We start from the raw sequence: 20,171 nt of genomic DNA on the forward strand, positions 1-20,171 counted from the left end.
GCAGGAATGCACCGCGTAGTGGCATTGGGTAGGTCACATCTGCGGCGACGTGGCGTTTAGCCGGATCGGTGGCCGCGCGAGCGGTCACGGAGCGTGGAAACCGCCGAGTGGTCGGTGAAAACCGTTCACGTGAGGCCCGGTCGTCGGGTTCGGGGCGGGCCGCTTCACCGGGCCCGTAACCTGGGCGCGTGCCCGACATCGCCTATCTCGGCCCGCCCGGAACTTTCACGGAGCAGGCGACGCGCTTGCTGACCGAGGACTTCGACGCCGAACTCGTGCCCTGCGACACCGTTCCGGTGGCCCTGGCCGCGGTGCGATCGGGGGAGGTGCTGGCCGCCGGCGTCCCGGTGGAGAACTCCGTGGAGGGCTCGGTGCCGGCGACCCTGGACGCGCTGACGATCGACGAACCGCTGGTCGCGGTCCGGGAGGCCGTGATCCCGGTCCAGTTCGACGTGCTCGCCCGCCCGGGCATGACGTTGGAGCGGGTCGAGACGGTGGCCAGCCACCCGCACGCGCTGGCGCAGGTGCGCGGCTGGATGGGCGAGAACCTGCCGAAGGCGGACGTGCGGGCGGTCAGCTCGACGGCCGCGGCGGCCGCCGCCGTGGCCGACGGCGACTTCGACGCGGCGATCTCGGCGCCGGTGGCCGGTGAGCACTACCCGACGCTGGAGCGGTTGGCGACCGGCATCGCCGACGTCCGCGACGCGGTCACCCGGTTCCTGCTGGTCCGCAAGCCGGGCACGCTGCCCGAGCCGACCGGCGCGGACCGGACGTCGATCTGCGCGGTGATCAGCCACGAGGTCGGCACGCTGACGGACATGCTGTCGGAGCTGTCGCTGCGCGGGATCAACCTGAGCCGGATCGAGTCGCGGCCGGTCAAGGACAGCTTCGGGCACTACCGGTTCTTCCTGGACTTCGACGGGCACGTCGCGGACGCGCGGATCGGCGAGGCGCTGGGGGCGCTGCAGCGGCGCTGCGACTCGGTGCGGTTCCTGGGTTCGTACCCGAAGGCGGACCGGGCGGCCGCGCCGGTGCGGCCGGAGTCGTCGGAGCAGGCGTTCCGGGAGTCCGCGGAGTGGTTGGCCGCGGTGCGCGAGGGGAGGTTGGCGTGAGCGGGTTCGAGCTGTCGGCCCCGGCGGGCGTGCGGTTGGTGCTGGCCCGGCACGGGCAGACCCCGGCGAACGTGGCGAAGCTGCTCGACACGCTGCCGCCGGGCCCGGGTCTGACCGAGCTGGGGCGGCAGCAGGCCGAGGAGCTGGCGGAGCGGCTGGCCGAGCGCGACGACAAGATCGTCGGGGTGCACGCCAGCCACGCGCTGCGCGCGCAGCAGACCGCCGAGCCCGTCGCGCGGCGCCTCGGACTGCCGTTGCAGCTGGTCGAGGGCACGCACGAGGTGTTCGTCGGTGAGCTGGAGGGCTTGGGCGGCCCGGAGGTGCTCGCGGTCTTCGACGAGGTCTACGCCGCGTGGCACAGCCACGACCTCGACGTGCCGATGCCGGGTGGCGGCGAGACCGGGCGGGACGCGATCACCCGGTTCCTGGCCGGTGCCCGCAGCGCCCTGGAGGGCGTGTCGGAGGGCGCGGTGGTGATGGTCAGCCACGGCGCGATGCTGCGCCTGGTCGCCGGTGTGCTGGTGGAGGAGATCACCGGCGCGGAGGCCGATTCGCTGCACCTGCCGAACACGGGCCTGATCATCATCGAGTCCGACCCGGCCACCCGCACCGGCTGGCGCTGCCTCGGCTGGGACGGCCTGCTCTAGCGCGACGGGGGCGTTCCGCCGCCACCGGCTTCGGTGCTGGTGTCGATGGCGACGTGCAGGGCGGCCGTGTAGCCGGTCTGCACGTCACCCGTGACGGTGGCCAGCTGCAGCGCGGCGCCGTCGTCGCCGAAGACCATGTCGCCGTCGAGGCTGACGTTGGCGAGGTTGTCCACCGAGGCCTCGTAGCCGGGTTGGGCGTAGACGGTGTCGCAGATGTTCTTCGGCAGCGCGACCTGCGAGGTGGCGATCACCTTCGACACGTCGGTGATGTCGGCCTGGCCGGGGTAGACCTCGAAGTGGACGTGCGGCCACCGGCCGTCGTAGCAGGCCGGGAAGATGCTGGTGAACCGCGCCTTGCCCTGGTCGTCGGCGATCTGGACGCCGCGCAGGAAGTTCTCGTCCTCGATGCCCTCGGAGTACATCGAGTAGCCGCCCTCGCGGGTGCAGTGCCAGACGTAGACCGCGACTCCGGTGAACGGAACGTCTCCCCTGACCAGGTCGGAGATCGTCAGTTCCAGGGTCAGCGGGACGCCCTCGGCGACTCCGGTGGCACCGCCGAAGCTGGAGCGGATGTCCTGGCGGACGATGCCGCTCCGCTCCAGCACGTCAGGTCCGTTGGAGCCGTCGCCCGGGTAGGGCCCGGCGGTCTCCTCGGGGATCTCGCCCTCGCTGGTGGCGTTTCCGGCGCTGGCCTGCGAGCCGCAGGCGGCCAGACCGGCCGCGGCCGCGCCGATGCCGAAGATCCGCAGCACGCGGCGCCGGTCCATCAGCGTGCCGAGGTCGAACCCGAGACCCTGGTCGACGACCTCGTCGGCGGGCCGGGCGAGCGGCCGTCCCCGGTAGGTGGGCGTCGAAGGTGTCCGGTCAGGTGACATGGCGCGTCCCTCCGTCGGTGGTGTCCGGCAACGCGAACGACGCTAGGCCGACGACCTGGGCGAACCTCGTGCCGAACCTGGGAGGTGGCTGGGAACCGGCGGGTGTCGGGGGCACGGCCTACGGTTTCGCGCATGAGCGAGCTGAACGCGGTGGTGGGCGAGGCGCTGGAGTTGTTCGTCGACGCTGTGGAGCGGGTTCCCGAGGGGAGCTGGGACGAGCCGTCGATCCTCGACGAGTGGAGCGTGCGGGAGCTGGTCGGGCACGTGACCGGCAGCGCGACGAAGGTCGCCCTGCTGCTGGAGGGCGGGGAGACCTGGCAGACGCCGTCCGAGCCCGCCGACTGGGTGTGCCCGGACCCGGCTTCGCGGCTCCGCGAGATCGGCGGCCGGATCGAGCGCGCGCTGCCCGGTGCCGACCTGGAGTCGCCGCGACCGTCCCCGGCCGGCGAGGTGCCGTTGCGGCAGGCCGTCGCGTTCCCGGTCGCCGACCTCGCCATGCACGCCTGGGACCTGCGCCGCAGCTGCGGCGGTTCCGCCGAGTTCTCCGAGGGCCTGCTGCGCTACTGCCAGGGCCTGATCGACTCGGTGCCGGAGGAGATGATGCGCGGCAAGGGCGGTTTCGCCCCGGCCACGACCCCACCGGCGACCGCCACCCCCACCGACCGCCTCATGGCCCACCTGGGCCGGAGCGCCGCTTAGGGCCGCGGAAGGAGCTCCTCAGCCCCAGCCGAGTTCGTGGAGCTTCTCGTCGTCGATGCCGAAGTGGTGGGCGATCTCGTGGACGACGGTGATCGCCACTTCCTCGACGACGTCCTCCTCGTCCTCGCACATGGCCAGCAGCGGGTCGCGGAAGATCGTGATCGTGTCCGGCAGGACGCCGCTGTAGGTGTGGTCGCGCTCGGTCAGGGCGATGCCCTCGTAGAGGCCCAGCAGTTCCGGGTCCTCCGGGTGGGTGTCCTCGACCAGCACCACGACGTTGTTCATCGCGTTCGCGAACTCGGTCGGCAACCGGTCCAGGGCGTCGCCGACGAGCTCGTCGAAGCGGGCTCGGGTCATCTCCACCGGCATGTCAGCGCGGCTGCTCGGTCGCCGGGGCGCCGGGCTCGGTCGGCGTGTGCTGGCCCGCCGGGCTCCTGCCGACCTGCACCTGGCCCTTGACGCTGCCGGTCACCGGGGCCAGGCCGCTGCCGTCGGGCAGCTGGGCGCTGAGCTTGCAGTTGACCTGCCGGGACCCCGCCGCCCAGCTCTGCTCGGTGAGGGTGTCCCAGTAGACGATCAGGCCCTTGTCCCTGGCGACGTCCGGGCCGCCCGCGTAGGCCGCGGTCAGCTCCTCGCACTTGGTGGCCAGGAAGCCGTCCTGGTCGTTCTCCGGCGGGTAGTCGCCCTGGAACTGGTCGGACAGGTTGATCACGCCGCTGAGCTCGACCGCGTGCGGGCGGGAGCAGTCCACCGGGTCCCAGACCTGCGTGCCGTTGATGCCCAGGCAGCGGCCCGCCGGGTAGACGTTCGACTGGTCCACCTTCGCGATCTCGCCGGTGATCGGGAACAGCTTCCCGGACGGTCCCGGCTGCTGCAGCCCGCAGTGCAGGGTGCGGTCGCCGTCGGCCCAGCCGTCCTGGCTCGGGGTGAAGGCGCCGACGGTGAAGCGGCCCTCCTCGTCGTACCGGCCGCCCAGGTACTGGTCGGAGACCTCGATGCAGCGCTGCTGCTTGATCTGCTGCCACTGCTGGGTGCTCGGGAACGGCGCGGTCGGGCCGAACTCGCGCAGGTCGTACGGGCCGGTGACCTCGAACAGGTGCGGCTCGGCGCAGGTCACCTTGCGGATGTCGGCGGCGTCCGCCTCGGTCCAGTTCAGGCACTCACCGGCGCGCGTCTCGAAGACGACCTCGGGCGCGGGTGCTTCGCCGACCCCGGCGGGCCCGCTGGTCTTGCCGGACTCCATCGGCCAGTTCAGCAGGATGCTCACCGTGAGGATCAGCAGAGCGCCGATCGCCGCCGCGACCATCACCAGCTTGGCGTTGGGCGGCTTCTTCCGACCGGTTGCGGTCGTCCGATCGGGATTCGGGGTGCTTTCGGACCGGGCCATCGAACACATGATGCCTGGCGCGCGTGTGCGCTGCGCGCAGTCCGCGCCGGAAACGGAGCGGAAAGGAACGCATTCGTTGCCGGTTGCGTCACTTCTTTGAGTAGTGTGGCGGCTGGGAGTAGGGGCGATGACGGAGAACAAGCCAGTGTCTGACAACGGAAGACCTCAGGGGGACGACTCGTTCCCCGACGAGCCGACCCAGCAGGTCCCTGCGGACGCTCAGGGCAGCATCCGCTACCAGGACCCGCAGAGCACGACGCCGCGCGAGCCCACGCTGGCCGAGCAGAAGGCCCGGCAGATGGCGGAGCAGCGCCGCGCCGACGCCGAGCGCGCCGAGCAGGCCGCGGCCGCCGCGAAGACCGCCAAGCGCCGGAAGATGATGATCGGCGGCGGTGCGACCGTCGGCGTCGTCGCCCTGGTGGCCGCGATGTACACGGCGTCGGAGGTCAGCGCCTCGGCGAACGCCGCGACCGAGTACTGCGCGACCGAGCAGAACGGTCAACCGGGTGTGCGCGACCAGGACGACTACTGCGACGAGAACTACGTCACCAGCCACGGCGGTCACGTCAGCGGCGGCATGTTCTTCATGCCGATCTTCCTGCCCGGCGGTGGCATCGGGGGCTACAACTCGTACCGGTACGCCTACACGCCGGCGGGGACGGCCGCGCCGCCGATCGGCTCGCCCGCGACCGGGTCGACCTTCAACAAGCCGTCCGGCAGCACGGTGAAGAACACCAAGGGCTCGACCGTCCAGCGCGGCGGGTTCGGGATCTCCAGCAAGTCCGGTAGCAGCGGGAGCTGAACGAGTGAAGCGCAAGACCGGGGCCCGGCGCCCGGACTGGCAGTCGAAGGTCGAAGAGCTCGGGCTCGTGTTCGGGACCCCGGCGCGCGCCGCCGACGGCAGCAACCGGCCCTACTGGGACGAGAGCGTGCACTACGAGTTCAGCCTCGACGAGGTCCTCTCGCTGGAGGCCGACGTCGAGCTGCTGCACTCGATGTGCCTGGACGCCGTCGACCACGTGATCACCACCGAGCGGTACAAGGACTTCGGCATCGCCGAGTGGGTGTGGCCGCACATCGCCGAGTCCTGGCGGCGCCACGACCCGCACCTCTACGGGCGCTTCGACCTGCGCTACGACGGGTCGGGCCCGGCGAAGCTGCTGGAGTACAACGCCGACACGCCGACCTCCTTGCTGGAGGCCGCGGTCGTGCAGTGGCACTGGCTCACCGAGGTCCACGAGGGCGACGACCAGTGGAACTCCATCCACGAGAAGCTCGTGGAGCGCTGGGGCGAGATCAAGCCGCAGCTGGCCACCAACGAGGTGCACTTCACCTGGTCCGGCCAGGAGCACACCGGTGAGGACAACATCACCGCCGCCTACCTGCAGGAGACCGCCGCCGAGGCCGGGCTGAACACGGTCGGGCTGGCGATCGAGGAGATCGGCTGGGACAGCCTGCTGGAGCGCTTCGTCGACCTCGAAGAGGCGCCGATGAACTCCGTCGCCAAGATCTACCCGTGGGAGTGGATGGTCGACGACGAGTTCGGCAAGCACGCGGTGAACACGCTGCCCGCGACGCAGTGGGTCGAGCCGCTGTGGAAGATGCTGCTGTCGAACAAGGCGCTGCTGGCGATCCTCTGGGAGATGCACCCCGGTCACCCGAACCTGCTGCCGACCTACCTGGACCAGCCCGGGCTGCTCACCGAGTACGTGCGCAAGCCGCGGCTCGGGCGCGAGGGCAACAACATCACCATCGCCGCGCCCGGCTGGGAGACCGAGACGGGCGGTTTCTACGGCGAGGAGGGCTACGTCTACCAGGCGTTCGACCCGCTTCCCGAGTTCGACGGGATGCGGCCGGCGCTGGGCGCGTGGGTCGTCGGCGACGAGTCCGCGGGGCTCGGGATCCGGGAAACCGCTGGTCTGATCACCGATGACGGAGCCGCCTTCGTCCCCCACCGGATTCCGCAGGGGTAGTCGGACCCGGCGCGGGGCGCGGGTTCCAGGCGGACTACGCTGACCAGCTGTGATCGACCTGAAGACGCTACGCGATGATCCGGAAGCGGTGCGCGCGTCGCAGCGCGCACGTGGTGAGGACGCGTCCCTGGTGGACGCGCTGCTGTCCGCCGACGAGCGTCGCAGGTCCGCGGTGTCCCGGGCGGACAACCTGCGCGCCGAGCAGAAGCAGCTCGGCAAGCAGGTCGGCAAGGCCCAGGGCGAGGAGCGCGACGCGCTGCTGAGCCGGGCCAAGGAGCTGGCCGCGCAGGTCAAGGAGGCCGAGGCCGAGCAGGCCGAGACCGACGCCGAGCTGCTGCGCCTGCAGAAGGCGATCCAGAACGTCGTCGAGCCCGACGTGCCGCCGGGCGGCGAGGACGACTTCGCGGTGCTCAAGCACGTGGGCGTGCCGCCGGAGTTCGACTTCGAGGTCAAGGACCACCTGGAGATCGGCAACGCGCTCGGCGCGTTCGACATGGAGCGCGGGGCGAAGGTGTCCGGCGCCCGCTTCTACTTCCTCACCGGTGTCGGCGCGCAGCTGGAGCTCGCGCTGCTGAACATGGCTGCCGCGCAGGCCACCGCGGCCGGGTTCACGCTGGTCGTGCCGCCGGTGCTGGTGCGCCCGGAGATCATGGACGGCACCGGGTTCCTCGGCGCGCACTCCAGCGAGGTGTACCGGCTGGAGGAGGACGACGCCTACCTGGTCGGCACCTCCGAGGTCCCGCTGGCCGGGTACCACTCGGGCGAGATCCTGGACTTCGGCGACGGCCCGGCGCGCTACGCGGGCTGGTCGACGTGCTTCCGCCGCGAGGCCGGCTCCTACGGCAAGGACACCCGCGGCATCATCCGGGTGCACCAGTTCAACAAGCTGGAGATGTTCGTCTACTGCCGGGAAGAGGACGCCCGCGACGAGCACCAGCGGCTGCTGGCCTGGGAGGAGGAGATGCTGGCCAAGATCGAGGTGCCCTACCGGGTGATCGACACGGCGGCCGGTGACCTCGGTTCCAGCGCGGCCCGCAAGTTCGACTGCGAGGCCTGGGTGCCGAGCCAGCAGACCTACCGCGAGCTGACCTCGACGTCGAACTGCACGACGTTCCAGGCGCGGCGGCTCAACACCCGCTACCGGGACGCCGAGGGCAAGACCCGCTTCGCGGCGACCCTCAACGGCACGCTGGCCACCACCCGCTGGATCGTGGCCATCCTAGAGAACCACCAGCAGCCCGACGGCTCCGTCCGGGTTCCCGAGGCCCTCCGCCCCTTCCTCGGCGGCCGCGAGGTCCTCGAACCGAAGTGATTCCCCGGCCCCGGTGCTCCTTCCGGGTTCTGTTGGCATGTGGTGGGGAAGTTTTCATGAAAACTTCCCCACCCACGAGAAGACCCGACACGAGAAGACCCCAGGTGACCTGGGGTCTTCTTCGTATTTCGACGTTTTCATGAAAACTGCGCGTCACCCCACGGCTGAGGCGAGGCTGCGGTCGAGGGTGGTGCGCACCAGGGCCGCGGCGAGTCTGGCGAGGTCGTGGCCCTCGACGAGGTCGGCGAGAGCGTCCGGGTCGGTGGGCAAACCGAGCTTCTTGGCGCCGCTGAGCGCCTTGGAGTCGAAGTAGGGGCGCAGCTCCGGCCAGACGAGCTGGGCTTCGCGGCAGAAGATGTCGGCGCCGACCGGGCCCAGGCGCGGGAGGTCCATGAGCAGGGTGCGCATCTGCTCGGGATCCCCATCGGCCTTGGCGCGCAGTTTCCGCAGGTCGCCGTGGTACTGGTCGAGGATCTTCTCGGCGCCCCGGCCCAGGGCGGTCGAGGTGCTCTCGTCGTAGCGCCGGTAGTGGGCGCGTCCGAGGGCGTCGACGCGCTGCTGCCAGGTGGCGTCGAACATCTTCTGGGGGCTGTTCCACTGCGCCAGCTCGCGGGCGGCGTCCACCGCGATCTCGGCCTTGATCCGCGTGGACAGCAGCACCGACAGCACCACGAGCCGGTACAGCGGCGAGGGCTTGTCGGCCAGCTTGATGCCGGCTTCGGACGCGTAGCTCGTGCCGCCCTCGTCGAGCAGCGCCTGCACCTTCTCGCGCATCGACACCATCGTCACCACCTCCTTGCCGTGGACGGATACCCACGTCCCGGAGGCGGCACACCTACAGCTCGGGCAGGACCTCCGAGGCGATCTCCTCCACCGTGGACTCCGAGCCCTGGTAGGGGCTGTCGGGGCGGGGCCAGTGGGTGATGACGTCGGTGAAGCCGAGCTCGTCGGCGCGGCCCACCACGTCGCGGAAGTGCTCCACACTGGACAGCGAGAACGTCGGCGCCGCGTCGACCTGCAGGTACCGGTCGACCTTCTGCGGGTCGCGGCCCTGCTGGTGGCAGACGTCGGTGAAGCGCAGCGACAGCTCCGCGACCGCGCGCCACCAGCTCTCCACGTCGTCCCCGCCGCGCCCGGTCGTCACCCAGCCCTGGCCGTACTGGGCGGCCAGCTCCATCGAGCGGGTTCCGTTGGCGGCCATCACGAACGGCATCCGCGGCAGCTGCACGCAGCCGGGCGCGCGCCGCGCCTGCACCGCCGAGTAGTACGTGCCGTCGTAGTCGGTGACGTCGAAGCGCAGCACGTGGTCGAGCAGCTCGACGAACTCGGCGAAGCGGTCGGAGCGCTCGGCCGCGGTCAGCTCGGGCTGTCCCAGCACGGACGCGTCGAACCCGGTGCCGCCCGCGCCGATGCCGAGGGTGATGCGGCCGTCGGCGATGTCGTCGAGGGCGGTCAGCTCGCGGGCGAAGTGCACCGGGTGCCGGAAGTTCGGGGAGGCGACCAGCGTGCCGAGCCGGATCGTCGAGGTGACGGTGGCGGCGGCGGTCAGCGTGGGCACGGCGTCGTACCAGGCCTTGTCCACCAGGGAGCGCCAACCGAGGTGGTCGTAGGTCCAGGCGTGGGCGAAGCCGTACTCCTCGGCCATCCGCCAGAGCGGCTCCGCGGCCCACCACCGGTGTTCGGGCAAGATCACGATCCCAACGCGCACGGGTAGACGGTACTGGTAGCGCGTCTGACGTTTCGACCCGATCAGGTGACGAACATCCCGTCGGGAGCTCACCAGCGATGATGTCCGGATTCGCGGCGTGGCGGGCATGATGGACGGCGTGCGTGAACCTGGCCTGGTGGCATCGGACGTGGACGGAACCCTGCTCGACCCGAAGGAGGAGGTCTCCGGCCGCACCGCGGCGACGGCGGGCAGGGTGATCGCATCCGGAACGCCGTTCGTGCTGGTCACCGGTCGTCCGCCGAGGTGGATGCCGCGCATCGTCGCCGCCCTGGGGGTTTCCGGGATCGCGGTGTGCGCCAACGGTGCGGTCACCTACGACACCGCCGCCGACCGGGTGCTGCACAGCCACGACATCGATCCGGTGACGCTGCACGACGTGGTGCGCGAGCTGCGGCGGGAGCTGGGCAGCTGCGCGTTCGCGGTCGAGCGCGCGACCCGCAGCGCCCGCGACGACCTGCGCGAGCAGTTCCTCGCCGAGGCCGACTTCCACCGCAACTGGATGAACACCGACATCCGCGTCGCGCCGACCGACGAGCTGACCGGCAAGCCGGCGATGAAGCTGCTGGTGATGCACCCGGGTCTGACCAGCGGGGAGCTCGCGGCGGCGACGCAGGAGATCATCGGTGATCAGCTGCGGTCGACGTACTCGACGGACTCGGGCCTGATCGAGCTCTCGGCGCCGGGCGTGGACAAGGCCTCCGGCCTGGCCGCCGCGGCCGCCGAGCTCGGCATCGCGCGGTCGGAGGTGATCGCCTTCGGCGACATGCCCAACGACGTCCCGATGCTCACCTGGGCCGGGCACGGCGTGGCGATGCGCAACGCGCACCCGGACGCCCTCGCCGCGGCCGACGAGGTCACCGCTTCCAACGCCGAGGACGGCGTCGCGCAGGTCCTGGAGCGCTGGTGGTGACAGTTTTAGCCATAATTGTCCGGGCATAACGGACATGATCATGGTGCAGTTATGGCTAAAACCGTCACCTCGCGACCTCAGGGGCGACCGGAGCGCTGGGCGTCGGCGGCCTGGGCTCGGATGGCGCCGAGCTGGTCGTAGCCGCGCTTGCCCGGGCAGGCCGTGTAGGCGGCGTCGCGGTGGCCGAAGATCGTCGGCAGCGAGACCTCCTGCCCCGCCGGGTACTTCGAGCCCTCCGGGGCCTCGGAGACCAGGCGCGTGGAGCCGTCGGCGGGCACGCCCGCGGTGTCGAGCTTCCAGGCGGCCATCTCGGCCACCGAGCGCACCGTCTCCGGTGTCGGGGTGACACCGTCGTAGTTGCCCATCATCGAGATGCCGAAGGTGTTGCGGTTGAACCCGCGCACGTGGCCGCCGATCACGTCGCCCGCCAGACCGCCGGTGCGGCCCTCGAAGACGGTGCCGCACTTGTCGACCAGCGCGTGGTAGCCGATGTCGCCCCAGCCCAGCTCGACCGCGTGGTACTGGTAGATCCCGCGCACCAGCTCGGCGGACCGGTCGCAGGTGTAGTCGTTGGTGCCCGCGGTGTGGTGCACGACGGCGGCCTTGGTGGTGGTCGGCTCGACCGGCCAGGTCATCTTCGACTCGTCGGCGCCCCACTGCGCCCGGGTCACCACCGGCGGCATGCCCGCCTGCTGCGCCGAGATCTGCGGTGGCGCCGAGATCTGGGGTGGCGGCGAGACCTGGGGTGACGGGGCACCTTCGGCGGGGTCGATGCCGACGAAGTTCAGCTGGTCGGTGATGTCCTCGCCTCGGCTGCTGGCGCGGACCTGCGCGTCGGTGCTGCGCCCGGTCCACATCGGTTCGCTGCCGCCGTCCTCGGTGTCCAGCCGCGTCCACGGGCCCCAGCCCTCGCCCTCGCGCACGCGGACCTCGATGTGGTCGGGTGCCCGGCCCTTCCAGGTGAGCCCGAGCATGTCGAAGGGCTTGTCGCTGCGCACCTCGCGGACCGAGGAGCGGTCGCGGGCGGTGTCGCGCAGCGGGATGTGCACGGTCTGCGTCCCGGGTTCGGGGGTGGTTTCGGCGACGCCGGACGGTCCCGTGATCGGCAGTACGGCCAGGGTCAGCAGCGCGGCGGCTACCAGCCGCGGGCGCGTGGACCGAGAACGCATGGGCGATACCTCGCTTCGGCTGGAGGGCGGGTGTCCTTTCTCGACACTCGCTTCCTGACGAAAATCGAGTATGGGTCCGGAAGCGATCATTCGCCGCCCGGAACTCCCTTATGCCCGAATCCGAAGGGTGGAATCAGCGTCCCGGAATCAGAGAACGGCTCGTGAATTCCGGGGAATTCACCGGGCGTCGGCCGAAACGGGCGCAGGCGATGGCCGCGCACACGAGGAATCCGATCCCGATCAGCGTGTAGGCGTTGCCCACGATCTGCTGCGAGAAAGTCCAGTCGAGTTCGCGATCGCCGGTGTTGGGCAGGTACCACTGGGGCCCGGCGAGCACGGTGATCGCCGAGATCACCACCGCGATCGTCATCCCGTACCAGCGGTTGCGCAGCGACATCACGAACACCAGCGCCAGCGCCGGGCCCGCCCACACCCAGTGGTGCGACCAGGAGATCGGTGAGACGAGCAGCACCCACACCGCGTTGATCATCAGCGCCAGCGGCACGTCGCGGACGCTCAGCGCGTAGCGGATGCCCATGATCGCCAGGACCAGCAGCAGCAGCGACCCGCCGATCCACAGCGAGTTCAGCGCGAAGCCGGTCAGCTCCTGCTTGGCCAGCAGGCTGCGCAGCGTCAGGTTGCCGGCGTAGACGGTGCCGAAGGAGTCGCCGGTGGACAGCATCTTGTCCAGCCACCAGTCCGCCGAGTCGCGCGGTGCGGCCAGGAATCCGACGAACACGGTGGTGGCGAAGGTGACGCCGGTGATGGACATCGCCCGGTAGTCCTTGCGCAGCAGGAACAGCAGCAGGAAGCCCAGCGGGGTCAGCTTGATCGCGGCGGCGATGCCGACGAGCATCCCGCGCGGCCAGCGGGTGCGCGGCAGCAGGCAGTCGGCTGCGACCAGGCCCATCAGCACCAGGTTGATCTGCCCGTAGTTGAGGGTCTCCCGCGAGGGTTCGATGATCGTCAGCCACGGCAGCAGCAGCGCGGTCGCCACCGCCACCCGGCCCGCGTGCGGCGCGAGGTGGCGCGAGGAGCGGGCCAGCGAGTAGGCGGTCACCAGGATCGCCAGGTGCGAGCACAGCGCGACCACCACGACGGCGGCCGTCTCGGACAGCCAGGTCAGCGGGATGAACAGCAGCGCGGCGAACGGCGGGTAGATGAACGGCAACGTCGCGGAATCCGGCGTCTCGGGGGTCAGATCGTCGCCGTAGACCTGGTAACCGTTGAGCCACGCGCGCGCACCAAGGCGGTAAATCTCGGTGTCCATGTACCCGCGGGTGTCGATCCAGTGCACGAACCAGACCGCCAGCACCTCGAGCACGATCGCCGCGATCAGCACGTGACGCCCGTCACGGGCGCGTGTCGGCACTACAGCTCACCACCCAGCGTTGCGCGCCTCGGACCTGCGTGAAGGGTTTTCACCGGCGCGTCGGTACGGCGCGATGGTAGCCGCCGCCCGACTCGCCGGGCGGGTCGCCTAACGGGTATTAACAGCCACGAATAGTCGCCGCCGGTGTCCTGATCCTCACCCCGGGTGGGTGACGAAATGCCTGGCCAACGAGGAATGGGCGTTGTTCGGCAGTGATATCGACACTCTTCGTGGTCATATGTAGCCAATAACGTCAACGCGGTTTCGGGGTGGCACTGCGCTCCAGCTACCCTCGACGACTGTGAGCTTCGCAGGCTATGACCTGATCGTTGTTGGTTCCGGATTCTTCGGCCTCACGATCGCAGAGCGCGCCGCCACCCAGCTGGACAAGCGGGTGCTGGTGCTGGACCGTCGTGACCACATCGGGGGCAACGCCTACTCGGAGGCGGAGCCCGAAACCGGTATCGAGGTGCACCGCTACGGCGCGCACCTTTTCCACACGTCGAACAAACGCGTGTGGGATTACGTAAACCAGTTCACCGAATTCACCAACTATCAGCACCGGGTGTTCACCAAACACCAGGGGCAGATTTACTCGTTCCCGATGAACTTGGGCCTGCTGTCCCAGTTCTTCGGTCGTGCGTTCACCCCGGACGAGGCGAAGGCGCTGGTCGCCGAGCAGGCGGCCGAGATCGACACCGCGGACGCGCAGAACCTCGAGGAGAAGGCGATCTCGCTGATCGGCCGCCCGCTGTACGAGGCCTTCGTGCGCGGGTACACGGCCAAGCAGTGGCAGACCGACCCCAAGGAACTGCCCGCGGCGATCATCAGCCGGCTGCCGGTTCGCTACAACCTCAACAACCGGTACTTCAACGACGACTTCGAGGGGCTGCCCGTCGAGGGCTACACCGCGTGGTTGGAGAAGATGGCCGAGCACCCCAACATCGAGGTGCGGCTGGCCACAGACTTCTTCGACGTGCGCGGCGAGCTGCCCACCGACGTCCCGGTCGTCTACACCGGTCCGCTCGACCAGTACTTCGAGTACGCCGAGGGCGAGTTGGGCTGGCGGACGCTGGACTTCGAGACCGAGGTCGTCAACACGGGTGACTTCCAGGGAACGTCGGTGATGAACTACGCCGACGAGGAGGTCCCCTACACCCGGATCCACGAGTTCCGGCACTTCCACCCCGAGCGGGACTACTACCCGACGGACAAGACGGTGGTCGTGCGCGAGTACTCGCGGTCCGCGGAGAGCGGCGACGAGCCGTACTACCCGATCAACACCCCGGAGGACCGGCGCAAGCTGGAGGCCTACCGCGAACTGGCCAAGAAGGAGGCCAAGGAGCGCAAGGTCATCTTCGGTGGTCGTCTGGGCACCTACAAGTACCTGGACATGCACATGGCCATCGGTTCGGCGCTGAGCATGTTCGACAACAAGATCGCTCCTTACTTCACCGAGGGTCGTTCGCTGGACGGCTCGCTGGAGGACTGACGTGACCGACCGGACCCCCCGAGAGCCCAACGCCGCTGGTGAGAGCAAGCTCAGCGACGTCACTTCGGTGCGCGCCGGGACCTCGGACGTGGCACCCGAGCAGGTGCTGCAGCGGATCGTGTTCCCGCGCGGCGAGGACCCGCTGGACGTGCGTCCGCTCTACATCGACGAGCCCGAGGCGCTGGCCAGCACCGTCACCGTGGTGTCCCGCCGGCACCTGCGCGTCCCCGCGCACAGCAAGATCTCCCTCGCGTCCTACTTCAACGCCTTCCCGGCCAGCTACTGGAAGCGTTGGACCAAGATCGAGGAGACGGTGCTGCGGCTGCGGGTCAGGGGGTCCGGTCGGCTCGACGTCTACCGCTCGAAGGCCAACGGCGACAGCGTCCACCTGCAGGGCACGCCCGTCTCCAGCGAGGACTGGACCTCGTTGGAGTTCAAGGTGTCGCTGCAGCCGTTCGAGGACGGCGGCTGGATCTGGTTCGACCTGTTCACCAACGACGCCGAGCTGGAGATCAGCGACGGCGCGTGGACGACCGAGCAGCCGATGCCGCACCAGCAGGTCGTGGTCGGCACCACCACCATCCGGCCCTCGGAGTGCATCGAGGCGCTGAAGACCCTCGGGGAGGACCCGCAGGTCATGGCGGTGGTCGAGCGCGTGATCGTCGCCGACCAGGGCCCGCAGAAGATCCACGAGGTGGAGGGCTTCGACGAGGCCGCCAAGGCCATCGGCGACAAGCTGCACGTCATCGAGCAGGACAACCTCGGCGGCTCCGGCGGGTTCGGCCGGGTCATGTACGAGGGCATCCACAACTCCGACGCCGCCCAGGTGATGGTCATCGACGATGACATCGCCCTGGAGCCGGACGGCGTGCTGCGGGCCAACGCCTTCGCCCGCGCCGCCACGCAGCCGGTCATCGTCGGTGGTCAGATGCTGAACCTGCAGGCGCGCTCGCGGCTGCACACGATGGGCGAGGTCGTCGACCTCGGCCAGGGCATCTGGCGGGCCGCGCCGGGCGCGGTCACCGACCACGACTTCGCCAAGAAGCCGCTGCGCAAGACCAAGAAGCTGCACCAGCGCATCCACTCCACCTACAACGGCTGGTGGATGTGCCTGTTCCCGCGCGAGATCATCGAGCGCACCGGGTTGCCGCTGCCGCTGTTCATCAAGCACGACGACTCGGAGTACTCGCTGCGCGCGGGCGGCCACGGCTACCCGACGGTGACGCTGCCGGGTGCGGCCATCTGGCACATGCCGTGGACCGACAAGAACGACGCCACGGACTGGACCGCCTACTTCCACACCCGCAACCGGCTGATCCTGGCCGCGCTGCACAGCCCGGAAGAGGTCAAGAACAACATCGTCAAGCAGGGCCTCAAGCTCACGCTGCGGCACCTGCTGTCGATGGAGTACTCCACGGTCGCCGTGCAGCAGAAGGCCATCGAGGACTTCCTGAAGGGCCCGTCGGGCCTGTTCGACAGCCTGCGCTCGGCGCTGCCCGAGGTCCGCGAGCTGCGCAAGGACTACGACGACGCCAAGACGCTGCCCTCGGCGCGGGAGTTCCCGCCGCCGAGCGCGGACCCGATCATGGCCGAGGGCCTGCTCAACCCGCCGGTGAACCCGGCGGTGATCGCGGCCCGCGCTTCCAAGGCGCTGCTGCACAACCTCAAGGAGCCCGCGCACGACGCGACGGACCGGCCGCAGCTCAACGTTCCGGCCGCCGCCGCCCGCTGGTTCCTGCTGGGCAACCTCGACAGCGCCACGGTGTCCAACGCCGACGGCAGCGGGGTGGCGTTCCGGCGCCGCGACCCGGAGACCTTCCGCAAGCTGGGCCTGGAGGCGCTGGCCAACTACAAGCGGCTGGGCCAGGAGTGGGCGCGACTGCGCGAGGAGTACCGGGCGGCGCTGCCCGAGCTGACCAGCGCGGAGTCCTGGAAGCAAGTCTTTGATCCCCGATGACGCCGACCTTCCCGGAGACGAAGTGGCAGAGCTGACTACGTTGATCGGCCCCGACGACGTGACCGACCTCAAGCAGGACGAGCAGGTCACGGCCGAGACCGTCGCGCTGCGCAAGGTGCAGGGCGCGCTGGCCAAGCCCGCGGTCGTCAAGACGGCGCACGCGATGTCGCTGTTCGGCGAGCACGCGGCGGGCTGGCTGGCCATCGGTGCCGTCGGTGCGCTGGCCGATCGCAAGCGCCGCGGTGAGTGGGTCACCGCCGCTGCCGGGGTCGCCGCCGCGCACGCGGCGTCGATCGCGGTCAAGCGGGTGGTCCGCCGCCCGCGCCCGAAAGACCCCGAGATCCAGGTGCTGGTCGGTACGCCGAGCCAGCTGAGCTTCCCGTCCTCGCACGCGACGTCCACGACGGCCGCCGCGGTGCTCTACGGCGGGTTGACCGGCAAGAAGCTGACCCCGGCCCTCGTGCCGCCGATGATGGTCAGCCGTCTTGTCCTGGGGGTTCATTACCCGAGCGATGTGGTCGCCGGTTCGGTGCTCGGCGGTGCCGTGGCACTGGCCACCCGGCGATTCATGAGACGGCGGAGGAACCGTGCCTGACAACAAGCAAGCTTCGGCCGACGTGGCCGAGACGCCTGATGCCGAGAAGGCTCCCGATGCCGAGGAGGCGACCGACGCCAGGAAGGCTGAGGTGGAGTCTGACGCGGAAGGCACCATCGGCGCCGAGTTCGGCGACGAGGTGCTGGAGTCCGAGCCGGCCAAGACCGACGACGACAAGGACAAGTCGTCGGACGCCTACCACGCGAAGGTGACCGCCAAGGCGGGCACGCCCGCGGGTCTGGTGACCGGTCTGATCAAGGAGCTTCGCCCGAAGCAGTGGGTGAAGAACGTCCTGGTGCTGGCCGTGCCGTTCGCGGCGGGCGAGATCCTGGACCCGGCCATCCTGCTCGACGCGGTGGTCGCGTTCGTGGTGTTCTCGATGGCCGCGTCGGGCATCTACTTCGTCAACGACGCGATCGACGTCGAGGCGGACCGGCAGCACCCGACCAAGCGCAACCGGCCGATCGCGGCCGGGCTGATCCCGGTGCCGATCGCCTACGTGGTGTGCGTGCTGCTGCTGGGCGGCTCGCTGGTGATCTCGGCTCTGACGAGCATGCAGCTGCTGGCCGTGATGGCGCTCTACATCGCGGTGCAGCTGGGCTACTGCTTCGGACTCAAGCACCAGCCGGTGATCGACCTGTGCATCGTGGCCTCCGGGTTCCTGCTGCGCGCCATCGCCGGTGGTGCGGCGGCGAACCTGGTGATCACCCAGTGGTTCTACCTGATCGTGGCGTTCGGCTCGCTGTTCATGGTGGCGGGCAAGCGCTACGCCGAGGTGAAGCTGGCGGCCGAGACCGGCGCGAAGATCCGCAAGTCGCTGAAGGCGTACTCGCCGTCGTACCTGCGGTTCGTGTGGGCGATCGCGGCCGCGATCACGATCATGACCTACTCGCTGTGGGCCTACGACATCCGCGAGTTCGAGATGTCGCGCTGGGGCCTGATCTCCATCGTCCCGATGGTGATCGCGATCCTGCGGTACGCGGTTGACATCGACAAGGGTGTCGCCGGTGAGCCGGAGGAAGTGGTCCTCAAGGACAAGGTCCTGATGGTGCTCGGCGCGATCCTCGCCGGCTGCCTGTTCCTGGCGTTCTACCTCTGAGCAACGCTTCTCGGCGAAGCCCCCGGCCCCTGGTGGCCGGGGGCTTCGCCGTTCTGCACGGTTTGTTCATCGACGATCATCGGCCCGTTCACCCCGCGCGGTGAGAGTGGACGGCGTTCCCGAATCGATGGAGGACCTGCTGTCATGGACGTTTCGAAGCTCTCGCGGCGGCACGTGCTGCTGGGCGGTGCCGCGGGTGCCGCGGCGCTGACCGTGGCCGGCGCCCCGTCGGCGTTGTCGTTGCCGGGTGCCGGTGCGGTCCGACGCGCCGGGGTGTTCAGCGTGGGCGTGGCCTCGGGCGACCCGCTGCCCGACGGGTTCGTGCTGTGGACGCGGTTGGCGGCCGACCCGCTGGCGGAGGACGGCATGGGCGGCATGCCGAACAAGGCGATCCCGGTGGAGTGGGAGCTCGCCGAGGACGAGAACTTCACCCGCGTGGTCCGCCGCGGCGAGGCCCAGGCCGCGCCCGAGCTGGGGCACAGCGTTCACGTGGAGCTGGAGGGCCTGCGCCCGGGCCGGGACTACTTCTACCGCTTCCGCGCCGAGGGCGAGGTCTCGCCGGCCGGACGCACCCGCACGGCTCCGCTGCCGGGCACGATGGGCGAGCTGCACATGGCTTTCGCCTCCTGCGCCCAGTACGAGCACGGCTACTTCACCGCGTACCGGCACCTGGGCGACGAGCGCCCGGACCTGGTCCTGCACCTGGGCGACTACCAGTACGAGTACCAGGCGGGCGACTACGAGATCCCGGGCGGCAACATCCGCGATCACGCCGGGCCGGAGACCGAGACGCTGGCCAACTACCGGCAGCGGCACGCCCAGTACAAGACGGACGCCGACCTGCAGCACGCGCACGCCGCGGCCCCGTGGGTGGTCGTCTGGGACGACCACGAGCTGGACAACAACTGGGCGGACGAGGTCTACGAGCACCCCGACGAGCCGCAGCCGAACTTCCTGGAGCGCCGCAAGGCCGCGTTCCAGGCGTACTACGAGAACATGCCGCTGCGCCGCGCCCAGGTCCCGCAGGGCATCGACCTGCGGTTGTTCCGGCGGATCGAGTGGGGTTCGCTGGCGACGTTCCACATGCTCGACACCCGCCAGTACCGCGACGACCAGGTCGGCAACGACGAGTTCCCGACGCAGGACCCGGCGCGCCTGGACCCGAAGCGCAGCCTCACGGGCGCGGAGCAGGAGCGCTGGCTGCTGCAGGGCCTGCGCTCGTCGCGAGCTCGGTGGGACGTCCTCGGCCAGCAGGTCATGTTCGCCGAGATCGACTACCTGAACGGCGACGAGAAGGCGTACAACCCGGACGCCTGGGACGGCTACGTCGGTTCCCGGAAGCGGGTGATCGAGGGCTGGAAGCAGGCGGGCACCCGGAACCCGGTGGTGCTCACCGGAGATGTGCACACCCACTGGGCCAACGAGATCCACGACGGCGAGAACGTGGTCGCCACCGAGCTCACCGCGACCTCGATCACCAGCGGCGGCGACGGCTCAGCGGAGCTCACGGACAAGGAGAAGGCCTACTTGGCGGAGAACCCCCACGTGAAGCTCTACAGCAACCAGCGCGGCTACATCTCCACCAAGATCACGGAGGAGAAGGTGGAAGCCACCTACAAGGTCCTCCCGCACGTCTCCAAGCCGGGCGCCGAGGCGGAAGACCTGGCCACCTTCACGATCCAGGACGGAACCCCAGGCCTGAACCCCACCTGAAAGCCTGAAAACCCCTCACTCCCAACACGTTCCGCAACGAACGCGACCTAAGCGACCCAAGCCTTGGTAGAAGTGACCCACGACGAATACGTTTCGAAAGGGGCGCGACCAAGACGACCCAAGCTTTGGC

The 20,171-nt window shown here is 69.7% G+C and carries 19 protein-coding genes; 12 read left to right on the forward strand and 7 right to left on the reverse strand.

Features of this window, described 5'->3' with window-relative positions; genetic code table 11:
- Nucleotides 1–188 precede the first annotated feature (188 nt).
- Both pheA and QFW96_RS25705 read left to right on the forward strand, forming a co-directional pair.
- On the forward strand, nt 189–1,112 hold the full coding sequence (pheA, locus tag QFW96_RS25700; RefSeq protein ID WP_281458303.1) for a prephenate dehydratase: 924 nt from the start codon (nt 189–191) through the stop codon (nt 1,110–1,112).
- Nucleotides 1,109–1,759 (forward strand): histidine phosphatase family protein, encoded by a 651-nt coding sequence (locus QFW96_RS25705; RefSeq protein ID WP_281458304.1) that lies wholly within the window; start codon nt 1,109–1,111, stop codon nt 1,757–1,759. Before pheA ends, QFW96_RS25705 begins: the two co-directional genes overlap by 4 nt.
- Here the strand turns inward: QFW96_RS25705 and QFW96_RS25710 are convergent.
- Nucleotides 1,756–2,634 carry an intradiol ring-cleavage dioxygenase gene (locus QFW96_RS25710; RefSeq protein ID WP_281458305.1) on the reverse strand — a complete coding sequence of 293 codons (879 nt, stop codon included), beginning with the start codon at nt 2,632–2,634 and terminating at the stop codon, nt 1,756–1,758. The genes QFW96_RS25705 and QFW96_RS25710 overlap by 4 nt on opposite strands.
- Nucleotides 2,635–2,766: 132 nt before the next feature.
- Between QFW96_RS25710 and QFW96_RS25715 the strand changes: the two genes are divergently transcribed.
- Entirely contained in the window at nt 2,767–3,333 is a 567-nt protein-coding gene (locus QFW96_RS25715) for a TIGR03086 family metal-binding protein (protein WP_281458306.1), read from the forward strand.
- Nucleotides 3,334–3,351: 18 nt separating this feature from the next.
- On the opposite strand, the gene QFW96_RS25720 is transcribed toward QFW96_RS25715, so the two are convergent.
- Together QFW96_RS25720 and QFW96_RS25725 are read right to left on the reverse strand one after the other, a co-directional pair.
- On the reverse strand, nt 3,352–3,702 hold the full coding sequence (locus tag QFW96_RS25720; RefSeq protein WP_281458307.1) for a metallopeptidase family protein: 351 nt from the start codon (nt 3,700–3,702) through the stop codon (nt 3,352–3,354).
- Nucleotide 3,703: 1 nt separating this feature from the next.
- Complete coding sequence (locus tag QFW96_RS25725; RefSeq protein ID WP_281458308.1) at nt 3,704–4,720, reverse strand: septum formation family protein; 1,017 nt, start codon at nt 4,718–4,720, stop codon at nt 3,704–3,706.
- A gap of 145 nt (nt 4,721–4,865) precedes the next feature.
- Here QFW96_RS25725 and QFW96_RS25730 point away from each other — a divergent pair, with 145 nt between their 5' ends.
- Genes QFW96_RS25730 through serS form a run of 3 tightly spaced genes read left to right on the forward strand, consistent with a single transcriptional unit; the run spans nt 4,866 to nt 8,005 of the window.
- Complete coding sequence (locus QFW96_RS25730) at nt 4,866–5,522, forward strand: hypothetical protein (protein ID WP_281458309.1); 657 nt, start codon at nt 4,866–4,868, stop codon at nt 5,520–5,522.
- Nucleotides 5,523–5,526: 4 nt separating this feature from the next.
- Nucleotides 5,527–6,693 carry a glutathionylspermidine synthase family protein gene (locus tag QFW96_RS25735; RefSeq protein WP_281458310.1) on the forward strand — a complete coding sequence of 389 codons (1,167 nt, stop codon included), beginning with the start codon at nt 5,527–5,529 and terminating at the stop codon, nt 6,691–6,693.
- A gap of 49 nt (nt 6,694–6,742) precedes the next feature.
- Nucleotides 6,743–8,005: a serine--tRNA ligase gene (gene serS / locus QFW96_RS25740; RefSeq protein ID WP_281458311.1), complete on the forward strand. Its 1,263-nt coding sequence runs from the start codon at nt 6,743–6,745 to the stop codon at nt 8,003–8,005.
- A 153-nt stretch (nt 8,006–8,158) separates the two neighbouring features.
- Here the strand turns inward: serS and QFW96_RS25745 are convergent, their stop codons facing one another.
- Together QFW96_RS25745 and QFW96_RS25750 are read right to left on the reverse strand one after the other, a co-directional pair.
- On the reverse strand, nt 8,159–8,788 hold the full coding sequence (locus tag QFW96_RS25745; protein ID WP_281458370.1) for an endonuclease: 630 nt from the start codon (nt 8,786–8,788) through the stop codon (nt 8,159–8,161).
- A 52-nt stretch (nt 8,789–8,840) separates the two neighbouring features.
- Entirely contained in the window at nt 8,841–9,713 is an 873-nt protein-coding gene (locus QFW96_RS25750; protein WP_281458312.1) for an LLM class flavin-dependent oxidoreductase, read from the reverse strand.
- Nucleotides 9,714–9,831: 118 nt separating this feature from the next.
- On the opposite strand from QFW96_RS25750, the gene QFW96_RS25755 reads away from it, so the two are divergent.
- On the forward strand, nt 9,832–10,644 hold the full coding sequence (locus QFW96_RS25755; protein ID WP_281458313.1) for an HAD family hydrolase: 813 nt from the start codon (nt 9,832–9,834) through the stop codon (nt 10,642–10,644).
- A 77-nt stretch (nt 10,645–10,721) separates the two neighbouring features.
- On the opposite strand, the gene QFW96_RS25760 is transcribed toward QFW96_RS25755, so the two are convergent.
- Entirely contained in the window at nt 10,722–11,813 is a 1,092-nt protein-coding gene (locus QFW96_RS25760) for a peptidoglycan recognition protein family protein (RefSeq protein WP_281458314.1), read from the reverse strand.
- Between the two features lie 133 nt (nt 11,814–11,946).
- Nucleotides 11,947–13,185, reverse strand: a complete 1,239-nt coding sequence (locus QFW96_RS25765) for a glycosyltransferase 87 family protein (RefSeq protein WP_281458315.1) — start codon at nt 13,183–13,185, stop codon at nt 11,947–11,949.
- A 301-nt stretch (nt 13,186–13,486) separates the two neighbouring features.
- Between QFW96_RS25765 and glf the strand changes: the two genes are divergently transcribed.
- From glf to QFW96_RS25790, 5 genes are all read left to right on the forward strand, one after another.
- The gene (gene glf / locus QFW96_RS25770; RefSeq protein WP_281458316.1) at nt 13,487–14,677 is read left to right on the forward strand and encodes a UDP-galactopyranose mutase; all 1,191 of its coding nucleotides are present in this window, start codon (nt 13,487–13,489) and stop codon (nt 14,675–14,677) included.
- A 1-nt stretch (nt 14,678) separates the two neighbouring features.
- Nucleotides 14,679–16,634, forward strand: a complete 1,956-nt coding sequence (locus QFW96_RS25775; RefSeq protein ID WP_281458317.1) for a glycosyltransferase — start codon at nt 14,679–14,681, stop codon at nt 16,632–16,634.
- Between the two features lie 22 nt (nt 16,635–16,656).
- On the forward strand, nt 16,657–17,229 hold the full coding sequence (locus QFW96_RS25780) for a phosphatase PAP2 family protein (protein WP_406688268.1): 573 nt from the start codon (nt 16,657–16,659) through the stop codon (nt 17,227–17,229).
- A 139-nt stretch (nt 17,230–17,368) separates the two neighbouring features.
- Nucleotides 17,369–18,328, forward strand: coding sequence for a decaprenyl-phosphate phosphoribosyltransferase (locus QFW96_RS25785; RefSeq protein ID WP_406693185.1), 960 nt, complete (start codon nt 17,369–17,371; stop codon nt 18,326–18,328).
- Nucleotides 18,329–18,472: 144 nt separating this feature from the next.
- Nucleotides 18,473–20,041, forward strand: a complete 1,569-nt coding sequence (locus QFW96_RS25790) for an alkaline phosphatase D family protein (RefSeq protein ID WP_281458319.1) — start codon at nt 18,473–18,475, stop codon at nt 20,039–20,041.
- Nucleotides 20,042–20,171: the final 130 nt, after the last annotated feature.

This window comes from Saccharopolyspora ipomoeae (genome assembly GCF_029952525.1).
Classification (GTDB): domain Bacteria; phylum Actinomycetota; class Actinomycetes; order Mycobacteriales; family Pseudonocardiaceae; genus Saccharopolyspora; species Saccharopolyspora ipomoeae.

What these genes read in the sequence shown, in the direction of transcription:
- QFW96_RS25710 (WP_281458305.1), bottom strand. Translation starts at nt 2,634, where the DNA reads ATGTCACCTGACCGGACACCTTCGACGCCCACCTACCGGGGACGGCCG.
- QFW96_RS25715 (WP_281458306.1), top strand. Translation starts at nt 2,767, where the DNA reads ATGAGCGAGCTGAACGCGGTGGTGGGCGAGGCGCTGGAGTTGTTCGTC.
- QFW96_RS25720 (WP_281458307.1), bottom strand. Translation starts at nt 3,702, where the DNA reads ATGCCGGTGGAGATGACCCGAGCCCGCTTCGACGAGCTCGTCGGCGAC.
- QFW96_RS25725 (WP_281458308.1), bottom strand. Translation starts at nt 4,720, where the DNA reads ATGGCCCGGTCCGAAAGCACCCCGAATCCCGATCGGACGACCGCAACC.
- QFW96_RS25745 (WP_281458370.1), bottom strand. Translation starts at nt 8,788, where the DNA reads ATGGTGTCGATGCGCGAGAAGGTGCAGGCGCTGCTCGACGAGGGCGGC.
- QFW96_RS25760 (WP_281458314.1), bottom strand. Translation starts at nt 11,813, where the DNA reads ATGCGTTCTCGGTCCACGCGCCCGCGGCTGGTAGCCGCCGCGCTGCTG.
- QFW96_RS25790 (WP_281458319.1), top strand. Translation starts at nt 18,473, where the DNA reads ATGGACGTTTCGAAGCTCTCGCGGCGGCACGTGCTGCTGGGCGGTGCC.